10 protein-coding genes are annotated in these 13,371 nt (G+C 32.6%); 9 read left to right on the top strand and 1 reads right to left on the bottom strand.

Going from position 1 to position 13,371, the window contains the following annotated elements; genetic code table 11:
* Positions 1 to 22 precede the first annotated feature (22 nt).
* Genes tamL through accD form a run of 3 tightly spaced genes read left to right on the top strand, consistent with a single transcriptional unit; the run spans position 23 to position 4,624 of the window.
* Positions 23 to 2,584 carry a translocation and assembly module lipoprotein TamL gene (gene tamL, locus LPC23_RS04315; protein WP_229331363.1) on the top strand — a complete coding sequence of 854 codons (2,562 nt, stop codon included), beginning with the start codon at positions 23 to 25 and terminating at the stop codon, positions 2,582 to 2,584.
* A 58-nt stretch (positions 2,585 to 2,642) separates the two neighbouring features.
* On the top strand, positions 2,643 to 3,710 hold the full coding sequence (gene fbaA, locus LPC23_RS04310) for a class II fructose-bisphosphate aldolase (protein WP_229326893.1): 1,068 nt from the start codon (positions 2,643 to 2,645) through the stop codon (positions 3,708 to 3,710).
* Positions 3,711 to 3,769: 59 nt separating this feature from the next.
* Complete coding sequence (gene accD, locus LPC23_RS04305) at positions 3,770 to 4,624, top strand: acetyl-CoA carboxylase, carboxyltransferase subunit beta (RefSeq protein WP_229327126.1); 855 nt, start codon at positions 3,770 to 3,772, stop codon at positions 4,622 to 4,624.
* Positions 4,625 to 4,697: 73 nt separating this feature from the next.
* On the opposite strand, the gene LPC23_RS04300 is transcribed toward accD, so the two are convergent.
* Entirely contained in the window at positions 4,698 to 5,948 is a 1,251-nt protein-coding gene (locus LPC23_RS04300; RefSeq protein ID WP_229326892.1) for an ABC transporter permease, read from the bottom strand.
* Between the two features lie 166 nt (positions 5,949 to 6,114).
* On the opposite strand from LPC23_RS04300, the gene purH reads away from it, so the two are divergent.
* The 6 genes from purH to rodA all read left to right on the top strand — a co-directional run bounded on the left by purH (position 6,115) and on the right by rodA (position 13,366).
* Complete coding sequence (gene purH / locus LPC23_RS04295) at positions 6,115 to 7,641, top strand: bifunctional phosphoribosylaminoimidazolecarboxamide formyltransferase/IMP cyclohydrolase (RefSeq protein ID WP_229331361.1); 1,527 nt, start codon at positions 6,115 to 6,117, stop codon at positions 7,639 to 7,641.
* A 53-nt stretch (positions 7,642 to 7,694) separates the two neighbouring features.
* Positions 7,695 to 8,723, top strand: coding sequence for a rod shape-determining protein (locus LPC23_RS04290; RefSeq protein ID WP_229326889.1), 1,029 nt, complete (start codon positions 7,695 to 7,697; stop codon positions 8,721 to 8,723).
* Between the two features lie 40 nt (positions 8,724 to 8,763).
* Positions 8,764 to 9,588, top strand: coding sequence for a rod shape-determining protein MreC (gene mreC / locus LPC23_RS04285; RefSeq protein ID WP_229331359.1), 825 nt, complete (start codon positions 8,764 to 8,766; stop codon positions 9,586 to 9,588).
* A complete protein-coding gene (locus LPC23_RS04280; RefSeq protein ID WP_229331357.1) occupies positions 9,581 to 10,087 on the top strand; it encodes a rod shape-determining protein MreD in 507 nt (168 codons plus the stop codon). The genes mreC and LPC23_RS04280 overlap by 8 nt, the downstream gene beginning before the upstream one ends.
* The gene (mrdA, locus tag LPC23_RS04275; protein WP_229331355.1) at positions 10,084 to 12,033 is read left to right on the top strand and encodes a penicillin-binding protein 2; all 1,950 of its coding nucleotides are present in this window, start codon (positions 10,084 to 10,086) and stop codon (positions 12,031 to 12,033) included. The genes LPC23_RS04280 and mrdA overlap by 4 nt, the downstream gene beginning before the upstream one ends.
* A 97-nt stretch (positions 12,034 to 12,130) precedes the next feature.
* Positions 12,131 to 13,366 carry a rod shape-determining protein RodA gene (gene rodA / locus LPC23_RS04270; RefSeq protein ID WP_229331353.1) on the top strand — a complete coding sequence of 412 codons (1,236 nt, stop codon included), beginning with the start codon at positions 12,131 to 12,133 and terminating at the stop codon, positions 13,364 to 13,366.
* The last annotated feature ends 5 nt before the right edge of the window (positions 13,367 to 13,371 follow it).

Raw genomic sequence — 13,371 nt, 5'->3', positions numbered from 1 at the left:
TTGAATTAAATTTTTATTCCACTTGAAAAGTAATACCGCAAAAGTAAGCGCATTTATCTTAATTGCAATAGCCATTGCCGCTTGTAATTCTGTAAAAAGAGTTCCAGATGGCAAATTATTATTGACCGAAAATAAGATATTTGAAAATAATAAAGTAATTAAGACCGAAATTACTTCAAATCAATTGTCTCAAAATCCGAATGCTAAACTATTTGGATTTCCCTTAGCGCTAACACTTTACAATTGGGCTAAACCAAATCCAGACTCTACCTACCTTTTAAAATTCAAGAATAATCCAAAAAAATTAGAGCGAATGACCAAATGGTTGTCTGCTAAACAAGTAGAGCAATTAGGAAATTCATTTTTTTATAAAGGGATTCACAACGTATTAAAAAAAATTGGAGATGCTCCTGAAATTATTGATAAAACTAGAGCAGACAAATCTTTACTTAGATTAAAATACTATTATTTCAACCAAGGTTTTTTTGACATAAAAGCAAATTATACCATTGATAGCTTGAAATATAAGAAAGGAAGGGTCAATTATTTTATCACCACAGGAAAGCCTTATGTATTAGACTCAATAACGCCTTTTATAACATCCCCTGCAATAGATTCGTTGTATCGTTTAACTGCTGAAAGTTCTATTATAAAATCAGGTAGCCAATATAAAACAGAGGATTTTGAGAATGAAAAAAATAGGCTAACTAGTTATTTTAGAAATAATGGAGCGTATCATTTTCAACCTAACAATATTACGTTCAATGTAGATACCATTAATAAAAATCACAAAGCAAATATCAATTTAAAAATAAGTGATTTTAGTTTCCAAGAAAATGATTCGTCTAAAACAGCTCCTTTTAAGTTGATGAAAATTAGTGAGGTAAAAATATATACTGATTACAAAGCCGCTGAAGCAAACTACAGTATAACTGATAGTACAAACTACAATAATTTTACATTGCTGAGTAAGCAAAAATTAAAATACAGACCAAAAGCAATTACAAATGCTATCTTTATTTATAAAGGAAGTCTTTTTTCAGATAACAACACATCATTAACCAGTAGGTACATAAGTAATCTTAAGATATTTAATTATCCATCCATTATTTATGAAAATGACAAAAGGGACTCAACCTCTCAATCATTGATTGCTAAAATTTATTTAACTCCTAAGAAAAAATACAGTTTTGGACAATCTATTGATATTACGCATTCTAACATTCAAAATTTAGGAATAGGATTTAGCCCTTCAATTTCGATACGAAATGTATTCAACGGAGCTGAAACGTTAGAATTTTCAGGCAGAGCCAATGTAGGTTCCTCTCAAGATTTTGCAAATCCTAACGATGTATTTTTCAATGCCTCCGAACTAGGATTGGACTTAAAATTAAATTTTCCAAGAATTGTTTTTCCTTTCAAAACAGAAAGAATCATACCTAAAAATATGTTTCCTTCTACTTTAATTTCAACAGGATATTCCATTCAAAAGAATATAGGTTTGGATAAAGAAAATTTAATTGGTGCCATTGCCTACAATTGGACACCAAAGAAAAATAATACAGCGCGCTTTGACTTATTCAACGTGCAATTTGTTAGAAACTTAAATCCTACGAATTATTTTAATGTGTATACTTCTTCGTATGATGCATTAAATGAAATAGCAAAGAAACCCGAATATAATGTTAACCCTAGTTATTTTGATCAAGAGCAAAATTTGATTGTTGAAAATGGGACGAATAGTTTTATTCAAGATGTACTAAGCGCTACTCCGTCGATAAACACAACTCCAACTGATTTTTCAGCAATTAAAAGTATTGAAGAAAGACGAATTAGATTAATTGAAAATGATTTTATTTTAGCAACAAGTTTTAGCTTTTCAAAAACCACAAAAAAAGACAACAGCGATAATAACTTCTATTTATTTAAAACAAAAATAGAATCTGCCGGTTCACTATTATCACTTTTTGCGAATGCAAGCAATATGGACAAATCCAGTAATGGTCGCTTTGAATTGTTCGATTTAGAATATTCAGAGTACATTAAAACAGAATTTGATTATATCAAACATTGGGGGTTTTCAAAAGAGACTGTTTTTGCCCTACGTAGTTTTTTTGGTATTGCGATTCCATTTGGGAACTCTAATAATATTCCTTTTTCTCGAAGTTATTATTCTGGAGGTTCTAACGATAACAGAGCTTGGAATCCTTTTCGTTTGGGTCCAGGAAGTACAGGAGGTGTAAATGACTTTAATGAGGCTAATATGAAATTAGCAGTTAGTGCTGAATTTCGTTTTCAATTGGTAGGCAATCTTAAAGGCGCTTTATTTGTTGATGCAGGAAATATTTGGAATGTTTTGGACAACACAGAAGATCGAAAAGCGCAGTTTACTGGCTTAAAGGATCTGGAAAATATAGCAATTGGTTCTGGTTTTGGTATGCGATATGATTTTGGTTTGTTTGTATTTCGATTGGATTTAGGATTTAAAACTTATAATCCAGCCAACGAAATAAATAGAAGATGGCTAAAGGACTTTGGTATTGGACGCTCTGTTTTAAATTTTGGGATAAATTATCCTTTCTAATGCTAATAAATTCTTATTTTTGCGGTCTAAAAACTAAAAACAACTAAAAACAATTACAATGTCACACAACATCAAACCAGGGGTTGCAACCGGAGACCAAGTGCAAGAAATTTTCAACTATGCAAAAGAAAAAGGGTTTGCGCTTCCTGCGGTTAACGTTACTGGATCAAGCTCAATTAATGGAGTTCTTGAAACGGCTGCAAAATTAAACGCACCTGTTATTATTCAATTTTCTAATGGCGGTGCACAATTTAATGCTGGAAAAGGATTATCTAATGCAGGAGAAAAAGCAGCTATCGCTGGCGGAATTGCCGGAGCTCTTCATATCCATACTTTAGCAGAAGCATACGGAGCTACTGTAATTTTACACACTGACCACTGCGCTAAAAAATTATTACCTTGGATTGACGGTTTATTAGACGCGTCTGAAAAACACTTTGCAGCTACAGGAAAACCTTTGTTTTCATCGCATATGATAGACTTGTCAGAAGAGCCAATTGAAGAAAATATCGAAATTTGTAAAGAATATTTGGCTCGTATGAGTAAAATGGGAATGACATTAGAAATCGAATTAGGAATTACTGGTGGTGAAGAAGATGGTGTAGATAACTCTGATGTTGACAGCTCAAAATTATACACTCAACCAGAAGAAGTAGCATATGCTTACGAAGAATTATCAAAAGTAAGTCCTAAATTTACTATTGCAGCTGCTTTTGGAAACGTTCACGGGGTTTACAAACCAGGTAACGTAAAATTAACTCCAAAAATCTTAAAAAATTCTCAAGATTTCGTTCAAAACAAATACAACACAGGTGCTAATCCAGTTGATTTCGTTTTCCACGGTGGATCAGGTTCTACTTTAGAAGAAATCAGAGAGGCGATTGGATATGGTGTAGTTAAAATGAACATTGATACTGATTTACAATTTGCTTATACAGAAGGAATTCGTGATTATATGGTTACCAATATTGATTATTTAAAAACTCAAATTGGTAATCCTGAAGGGGCAGATGTTCCAAATAAAAAATACTACGATCCAAGAAAATGGATTCGCGAAAGTGAAGTTACATTCAACACAAGATTAGAGCAAGCATTTGCTGACTTGAACAATGTAAATACTCTATAATTAACAATTAACCATTGACGATTTATTTAATTGTCAATGGTTCTTTATTTAGTACAACTATGGCTTGGTTTAAAAGACAGGAAAAAGGAATTACTACTCCTACTGAAGACAAAATGGATGTTCCAAAAGGTCTTTGGTACAAATCTCCAACGGGAAAAATTATTGACGCAGAGGAATTAGCACGCAACTTGTATGTGAGCCCTGAAGATGATTTTCACGTTCGAATTGGAAGTGAAACTTATTTCGAAATTTTATTCGACAATAATGAGTTTGTTGAATTAGATAAAAATATGACTTCTAAGGATTCACTTAATTTTGTGGATACCAAAAAATATTCAGATCGTCTTAAAGATGTTACGGCAAAAACAAAATTGAACGATGCAGTTCGAACTGCTGTTGGAAAATCCAAAGGAAAAGACATAGTGGTTTGCTGTATGGATTTTGCTTTTATTGGAGGATCAATGGGAGGAGTTGTAGGTGAAAAAATAGTTAGAGGAATTGAACACGCAATCCAACACAAAATGCCTTTTGTAATGATTTCGAAATCAGGTGGAGCGCGTATGATGGAAGCGGCATTTTCTTTAATGCAATTAGCCAAGACTTCTGTAAAATTGGTTCAATTGGCAGATGCTAAATTGCCTTATATTTCATTATGTACTGACCCAACAACTGGAGGAACTACTGCTTCTTATGCCATGCTTGGAGACATCAATATCTCTGAACCTGGTGCGCTAATTGGTTTTGCAGGACCTCGTGTAGTGAGAGATACTACTGGAAAAGATTTGCCTGAAGGATTTCAAACTGCAGAATTTCTTTTAGAACATGGTTTCCTTGATTTTATTACACCAAGAAAAGAATTAAAAGACAAGATCAACTTGTATATCGATTTAATTCAGAATAACGATATTCGCTAGTCGAAAAATAACAATAAGAAAAAACCCCAAAAGGCAAATTGCTTTTTGGGGTTTTTTATACTTTAAAATAGTCCTACATTCCAGTTCTAATGGCTTCTACGGGATCTAATTTAGATGCTGTAATTGCAGGCATAATTCCAGAAATCAAACCAATTATAGCTGCTAAGCTTGTCCCTAAAATTACATTACCCATACTTAACACAAATTCAAAATCCATAGCTTTACTTAGCACTATAGAAATAATCCAAACTAAAAACAATCCCACAACACCTCCAATTACTGAAAGAATTACCGCCTCAAATAAAAATTGAAATAAAATAAATCGATTTTTAGCCCCCAAAGATTTTTGTATTCCAATCAAATTGGTTCTCTCTTTTACCGAAACAAACATGATATTAGCAATGCCAAATCCTCCTACCAGTAATGAGAATCCACTTATAATCCAACCCACTACATTCATTTGCCCAACAATTCCATCAATTAAATCGGTAAAACCAGACAAAACGTTGATGAAAAAATTATCAATTTCATCTGTTTTCATACCGCGATAATTACGTAACTTCTGAGTAAGTTCTGCTTTAAAAGCATCCATGTCAACTCCTTTTTCAGGCTTTATTAAAATTACCGGAGTTAAGGCATCGTTATTATCACCATACATTCTTCTTAAAAAATTAACTGGGATAAATACAGAAGTATCATTACTATCCCCAAAAATTCCAGCACCCTGTTTTTTTAACACTCCAATTACCGTAAATCGTTGTCCATAAAGTCTAACATTTTTGCCAATAGGACTAGCCCCTTCAAAAAGACCCGATGCAATTTCATTTCCTAAAACGATGACCGCTGAACCTGAATTGGACTCGGATTCATTGTAAAACCGCCCTTCATCAAATTCTAATCCCTCAATTTCTATAAATTCATGAGAAACAGGAACTACATTAATATCACTCACTGTAGCCGACTGGTATTTTATTGTTTCTCTATTAACAAAAAATTGAAAAGCCATTTGATTGAGATCATTTAATGAACTTTTTAAATATTCATATTCATCATACTTTACATTTGGGAATTGCTCTCTTTTCCATTGAGGAATTTCAGAGGGTCCAAAAGAAAAGCGCATTAAATAAATGGTATTTTTATCTAAACTACTCAGGTCTTTTTTAATTTTTCTATCCAAAGAATCTACCGCAGCTAACACTGCTATAATTGAAAATATTCCAATAGTAACCCCCAGTAAAGAAAGTAAAGTCCTGAGTTTATTATTGCGTAAAGCATTCAATGCAAACCCAAAACTCTCTTTTAATAAACGAAGATATACTAACATACTATTTCACTTTTGTATTATTGTAAAATTGAACAAATTTTATTCAAAAACCTAATATAAATTAACCCTCCAATTTGTCTTCATAATTAGCAGAATGTTACAGCTCTTGATGGATATTTATAATCAAAAAAAAACTATTTTTGCACTTTATAATTTTAACTACAAAATGAACACAACTAAATCCATTCAATCTGCATTAATTTCAGTATTTTCTAAAGACGGTCTTGAACCAATTGTAAGAAAATTGCATTCTCAAAATGTAACACTTTATTCAACCGGTGGAACAGAAGATTTTATCAAAAATTTAGGCATTCCAGTAATTCCTGTTGAAGATGTAACTTCATATCCATCGATTCTAGGCGGAAGAGTTAAAACATTACATCCGAAAGTTTTTGGAGGTATCTTGAACCGTCAGGATAATGAAAGTGATGTGCAACAAATGAAAGAATTTGACATTCCTCAAATTGATTTAGTCATTGTTGATTTATACCCTTTTGAAAAAACAGTTGCTTCAGGAGCAAGTGAAGCAGATATTATTGAAAAAATTGATATTGGCGGAATTTCATTGATTCGTGCCGCTGCAAAAAACTTTAAAGACACTGTTATTGTAGCTTCGGTTGATGATTATAGCTTGTTTTTAGATATGATTACCAATCAAAATGGTGCAACTTCATTAGAAGATAGAAAACTTTTAGCAACCAAGGCATTTCACGTTTCTTCTCACTATGATGCTGCGATTTTTAATTATTTCAATACTGACGAAACAATTTATAAAGAAAGTATTGCCAATGGACAAGTATTGCGTTACGGAGAAAATCCTCATCAAAAAGGGTTTTTCTTTGGCGAATTTGAGAAAATGTTCAATAAAGTCCACGGAAAAGAACTATCCTACAACAACCTACTTGATGTAGACGCTGCTGTAAATTTAATTAATGAATTTCAAAATGACGGACCAACTTTCGCTATTCTAAAACACAACAATGCTTGTGGGTTAGCTTCAAGAAAAACAATTTGTGAAGCGTATTTAGCTGCTTTGGCTTGCGATCCAACATCAGCTTTTGGAGGTGTGCTAATTGCTAATACCAAAATTGATGTTGCAACAGCAACTGAAATTAATCATCTGTTTTGTGAAGTTGTTATTGCACCTGAATTTGATTCAGAAGCCATTACTATTTTAGAAGAAAAAAAGAACAGAATTATTTTGGTCCAAAATAAAGTTGCCTTGCCAGAAAGACAAGTTCGAACTTGTTTGAACGGAATTTTAGTTCAGGATAGAAATAATATTACCGATACAAAAGAAGATTTAAAAACAGTTACAATTACAGCACCAACAGCTCAAGAAGTAGAAGATTTAATTTTTGCATCAAAAGTGTGTAAAAACACTAAATCGAATACGATTGTTTTTGCTAAAAACGGAACGCTCATTTCCTCTGGAACAGGGCAAACTTCTCGAGTTGATGCGCTAATGCAAGCTATTGATAAAGCAAGTGCTTTTGGTTTTGACCTTAACGGAGCTTCCATGGCAAGTGATGCTTTTTTCCCTTTTCCTGACTGTGTGGAGTTGGCTAAAAAAGCTGGAATCACTGCTGTAATTCAACCTGGAGGTTCAATTAAAGACCAATTGAGTATCGACTATTGTAACGAAAATAAATTAGCAATGGTATTTACAGGAACACGTCATTTTAAACATTAATTTGTTTAACTTTGCTTGTTATTTAATTTTAAATTTAAAACCCAATTACGCTTATGGGATTTTTTGATTTCATGACCGAGGATATCGCAATCGACCTTGGTACCGCAAACACACTAATTATTCACAACGATAAAGTTGTTATAGATAGCCCTTCTATTGTTGCTAGAGATAGAATTTCTGGTAAAATAATTGCTGTTGGTAAAGAAGCCAACATGATGCAGGGTAAAACTCACGAAAACATTAAAACAATTCGCCCTCTAAAAGACGGAGTAATTGCTGATTTTGATGCGTCAGAGAAAATGATTAATATGTTTATTAAGAGCATTCCTGCATTGAAAAAAAGAATGTTTACTCCAGCATTACGAATGGTCGTTTGTATTCCATCAGGGATTACAGAAGTAGAAATGCGCGCGGTGAAAGAATCCTGTGAAAGAGTAAATGGAAAAGAAGTATATTTGATTCACGAACCAATGGCGGCTGCTATTGGTATTGGTATTGACATTATGCAACCTAAGGGAAATATGATTGTCGACATCGGTGGTGGTACTACTGAAATTGCAGTAATTGCACTTGGCGGAATTGTTTGTGACAAATCGGTTAAAATTGCTGGAGATGTATTTACCAATGACATCATTTATTATATGCGTACCCAACACAACTTGTTTGTTGGAGAAAGTACTGCCGAAAAAATTAAAATTCAAATTGGAGCTGCTTTAGACGATTTGGAAACTGCTCCAGAAGATATGTCAGTACAAGGACGAGATTTATTAACTGGAAAACCAAAACAAGTTGAAGTTTCTCACCGTGAAATTGCAAAAGCCTTGGATAAATCTATTCAACGTATCGAAGATGCGATCATGGAGACGCTATCTCAAACTCCACCTGAATTAGCCGCAGATATTTATAATACTGGAATTTACCTTGCTGGAGGTGGATCTATGTTACGTGGTCTTGACAAACGTATTTCGTTAAAAACTGATCTTCCTGTTTACATAGCCGAAGATCCGTTAAGAGCTGTAGTAAGAGGAACTGGAATGGCGTTAAAAAATATCAATCGATTCAAAAGTATCTTGATTAAATAATATTTTTTTAAAAGAAAATCATCAATTATACATTTAAAAAATGCAGCAAATAGTATCTTTTATATTTAAAAACAGTAATCGCTTACTGTTTTTGCTGCTTTTAGGTATTTCGTTATCACTAACTATTCAATCCCATTCTTTTCATAGAAGTAGAGTAATTAGTTCAGCTAATTTCTTAAGCGGAGGAGTATACGAACAACTTAGCGAATTTGATGAATACTTGAATTTAAAATCACAAAACGAGGCTTTAGCACAAGAAAACGCCACATTAAAAAGCCTACTATTTAAGACAGCTGATTCTTCTGTAGCAGCAAGATTAGATAGTATAAAAGGAGTACGCTCTCAAGACATAATTGTATCCAAAGTTATTCGTAACTCGTACAGTGTATATGAGAATTATCTAACCATCAATTCCGGAGAACGTCAAGGCATCAAACCTGACATGGGTGTTATTAATAGTTTGGGAATTGTTGGGATAATTGATAATACGTCTCCAAACTATGCAACAGTAATAAGTATTTTGAATAAAAAATCGCAAATAAATGCCAAAGTAAAAAAATCAAATCACTTTGGTTCTTTAATTTGGAATGGAAAAAGTACGGGATTTGTTCAATTAATTGACGTTCCAAGATTAGCTTCGGTAAGAAAAGGAGATACTATTGTAACAGGAGGACAATCTGTAATTTTTCCGGAAAATATTAATATTGGAACAATTGACAAAGTGTACATTGACAATGAAACCAATTATTATACTTTAGATATCAAATTATTCAATGACATGACCAATCTAGGACATGTATATATTATTAAAGGAAAAGACCGACAAGAAATTATCAATCTAGAAAAAAGTAAAGAAGATGAATAGCAGCTTTTTTTTAAATATTTTTAGATTTATCAGTTTGTTCTTATTGCAAATAATTATTTTCAATAACATTAATCTATTTGGCTTTGTAAGTCCGTTTCCTTATGTGCTTTTCATCATTTTATTTCCTGTAAACGGAAATAAATCAGCGCTTTTAATTAGTAGTTTTTTACTTGGTTTATTGCTAGATATTTTTAGTAATTCTGGAGGAATACATACAACTGCAAGTATACTATTAGCTTACTTCAGACCTAGTATTTTTAAATTTGCTTTTGGAGTGAGTTATGAATACCAAACCATTAAACTAAACGATACTCTAACTCCAGAGAGATTTTCATTTCTTTTTGTTGCAATTTTATTGCATCATTTGATTTTATTTATTTTAGAAGCTTTTCAATTCAGTCTATTTTTTGATATTCTATTGAGAAGTATTACTAGTACAGTCTTAACAATTATCATTTCAATTATTATAATCTATTTAATTAAGCCAAATAAGCGATGAGAAAAGTCTTGCTACCTACCTTAATTATTATTGGAGCTTCATTATTAGTTTTACGTATTTTTTTTCTACAAGTTGTCGATGATTCATTTAAATTGAAATCCGATAACAATGCCATCAAGATAAAATATGACTATCCTGAGAGAGGTTATATTTTTGATAGAAAAGGCAAACTTTTGGTTTCAAACCAAGCTTCTTATGATATTATGGTAATTCCAAGGGAGGTTAAAAAAATTGACACAACCGAATTTTGTGAACTTCTCAATATTACAAAAGAGGATTTTATCAAGAAAATCGAGAAAGCTACAATATACAGCCCAAGATTACCTTCGGTATTTTTAACTCAACTTAATAAAATTGAATTTGCTGCTTTCCAAGAAAAAATTAGAAAATTTGAAGGTTTTTATTTTCAAAAACGTTCTCTTCGAGATTATGAAGTAAATTATGGCGCAAATATTTTTGGCTTTATCACCCAGGTAAATGAAAACTTAATTGCAAAAAACCCCTATTATAATAGTGGTGATTTAATTGGTAAACAAGGGGTCGAAGAAAGTTATGAAGAAATTTTACGAGGAATTAAAGGGGTAAAATACATCCAAAAAGACAAATACAACAGAGAAATAGGTTCATTCAAAGAAGGAAAATACGACACTATTGCAGTACAAGGAAGCGACATCAACTTAACAATTGATGCAGAACTTCAAAAGTACGGCGAAGAGTTAATGATCAATAAACGCGGTGGTATTGTAGCAATCGAACCCAAAACAGGAGAAATACTATCATTAGTTACCGCTCCTTCTTATGATCCATCCATATTAGTAGGTAGACAACGTTCTAAAAATTATACCCAATTGTATCGAGATTCCATTGCCAAACCATTATATGATAGAGGGCTCCTTGCAGAATATCCGCCAGGATCACCTTTTAAAATTTTGACTGGTTTAGTTGCTTTACAAGAAGGCGTTATTAATGAGCAGACAGCTGTTGCCTGTAGTCATGGATTTAGTTATGCAAGAGGTCGTTTCATGAGATGTCACTGTCATGGTGGAATGTTGCAATTACACAGAGGTATTTATGAATCTTGTAATGCCTTTTTCGGAACTTCTTACATGAAAACGATCAATAAATATGTAATACCAGCTTACGCAGTTGATGTTTGGAGCAAACATATAAAAAGTTTTGGACTTGGACAATTTATGGGATATGACCTTCCAACTGGGAGAAAAGGCAACATTCCAGATTCTAAAACCTATAAAAGAATTTATCCAAATGGAGGTTGGAGAAGTACAGCTATTGTATCTAATGCAATTGGTCAAGGAGAAGTGCTAATGACACCTATTCAATTAGCGAATATGATGGCAACAGTAGCGAATCAAGGTTATTATTATACTCCACATATCATTAAATATATTAAAGGGAGAAAAATAGAAAAAAAATTCACAACGAAACATTATACAACAATTGATAGAAAATATTTTAAACCAATTATTGATGGTTTATTTGATGTATATAATTTAGGTACGGCCTATCATCTTAAAGTAGAAGGAATCGATATTTGTGGTAAAACAGGAACTGCGGAGAATTTTGCTAAGATTGGAGGAGTGCGAACTCAACTTGAAGATCATTCAATATTTGTTGCCTTTGCACCAAAAGATAATCCAAAAATTGCAATAGCTGTAATGGTAGAAAATGGTGGTTACGGTGCAACAATTGCAGGTCCAATCGCCAGTCTAATGATTGAAAAATACCTTAGAAATAAAATCACTAGAACTGATTTAGAAACTCGTATTCTAAATAAAAGTTTACAAGGTCAATATGCAAAACTGGGCGGGCTTTCGGAAACTGTTAAAAAAGAAATGAGAAAACAAGACTCAATTATAAAAAGTAAAACTAGTAATCCCAAATTGAAAAAAGACACAATACAATCCGTAAAAAAAGTGGCTCGTTAAGTAATGAAAACACTATTTACAATAAATTTGTGCAAGCAAACACCAATGTTAAAAAAGCGATATCATATGTTACCGCTAGGAAATAGAATTTAAACATATGAAAAACCAAAGTATAACCAATAATATTGATTGGAGTTGCGTAATTATATATACCATCCTTGTTCTTTTAGGATGGCTAAATATTTATTCCTCTTCTTTATCATCAATGGAAGGAACTTCTGAAAAGCAATTTTTATTTATTGTTTTATCTATACCATTAATATTTATTGTGCTTTTTGTAGACGGTAAATTTTATGAAAAATACGCCTCAATTATTTATGGTGTAGGTTTAATTTCTCTATTGGGTTTATTTGCTTTTGGAAAAACGATAGCTGGACAACGTTGTTGGTATGGTATCGGAAGTTTCACATTACAGCCTTCTGAATTTGCAAAAGCAGCGACCGCATTAGCGCTAGCTAAATACCTAAGTGACAGTCAAATTAATCTGTCTCATACCAATAGACAAATTCAAGCTTTAGCACTTGTTTTTTTACCTGTATTATTAATCCTACCTCAGCCAGATCCAGGTAGTGCGCTTATTTATAGCGCATTCTTCTTAGTATTGTACCGAGAGGGTTTACCTTCATGGTATATTTGGACAGGTTTTGCAGCAATACTTTTATTTGTATTAACATTACTTTTCCAACCCGTTTATGTTATTCTTTTAGCGTTAATTGTCATTGTATTTGTTCACTTTAAATCGCGTTTAGCAGATAGAAATATTGTTCTTAGCGGAATATTATTGGGTATAATTTCAGGTTTTGTACTATCTGTAAATTATGTATTTACAAGTATTTTTAAACAACATCACAGAGATCGTTTTAATATTTTACTTGGAAAAACAGTAGATATGAAGGGGATTGGATATAACACAAATCAATCTGAAATTGCGATCGGCTCAGGAGGCTTTTTTGGAAAAGGTTTCCTCGAAGGAACCCAAACTAAAGGAGGTTTTGTTCCAGAACAACATACCGATTATATTTTTACAACCGTTGGAGAAGAATGGGGATTTTTAGGTTCTTTAGTTGTAATTGGACTTTTTGTAACCTTACTATTGCGTATTATCTATTTAGCGGAGCGACAAAAAACTAAATTTAGTCGTGTATATGGATACTGTGTTGCGGGTATTTTGTTCATCCACTTTTTTGTGAATATAGCGATGGTAGTAGGTATTTTCCCAACTATAGGCGTACCATTACCGTTCTTTTCTTATGGAGGTTCAGGACTTTGGGGCTTTACAATTTTGCTCTTTATCTTCTTAAAAATGGACGCTAATAAAGTTAATGAATGGTAGTTTAA

Source organism: Flavobacterium ammonificans (assembly GCF_020885975.1).
In the GTDB taxonomy this organism is placed as follows: domain Bacteria; phylum Bacteroidota; class Bacteroidia; order Flavobacteriales; family Flavobacteriaceae; genus Flavobacterium; species Flavobacterium ammonificans.
This window is presented reverse-complemented; position numbering and strand designations above follow the sequence as displayed.

What these genes read in the sequence shown, in the direction of transcription:
- mreC (WP_229331359.1), top strand. Translation starts at nt 8,764, where the DNA reads ATGCAGCAAATAGTATCTTTTATATTTAAAAACAGTAATCGCTTACTG.
- mrdA (WP_229331355.1), top strand. Translation starts at nt 10,084, where the DNA reads ATGAGAAAAGTCTTGCTACCTACCTTAATTATTATTGGAGCTTCATTA.
- LPC23_RS04300 (WP_229326892.1), bottom strand. Translation starts at nt 5,948, where the DNA reads ATGTTAGTATATCTTCGTTTATTAAAAGAGAGTTTTGGGTTTGCATTG.
- fbaA (WP_229326893.1), top strand. Translation starts at nt 2,643, where the DNA reads ATGTCACACAACATCAAACCAGGGGTTGCAACCGGAGACCAAGTGCAA.
- rodA (WP_229331353.1), top strand. Translation starts at nt 12,131, where the DNA reads ATGAAAAACCAAAGTATAACCAATAATATTGATTGGAGTTGCGTAATT.
- LPC23_RS04290 (WP_229326889.1), top strand. Translation starts at nt 7,695, where the DNA reads ATGGGATTTTTTGATTTCATGACCGAGGATATCGCAATCGACCTTGGT.
- purH (WP_229331361.1), top strand. Translation starts at nt 6,115, where the DNA reads ATGAACACAACTAAATCCATTCAATCTGCATTAATTTCAGTATTTTCT.
- LPC23_RS04280 (WP_229331357.1), top strand. Translation starts at nt 9,581, where the DNA reads ATGAATAGCAGCTTTTTTTTAAATATTTTTAGATTTATCAGTTTGTTC.
- accD (WP_229327126.1), top strand. Translation starts at nt 3,770, where the DNA reads ATGGCTTGGTTTAAAAGACAGGAAAAAGGAATTACTACTCCTACTGAA.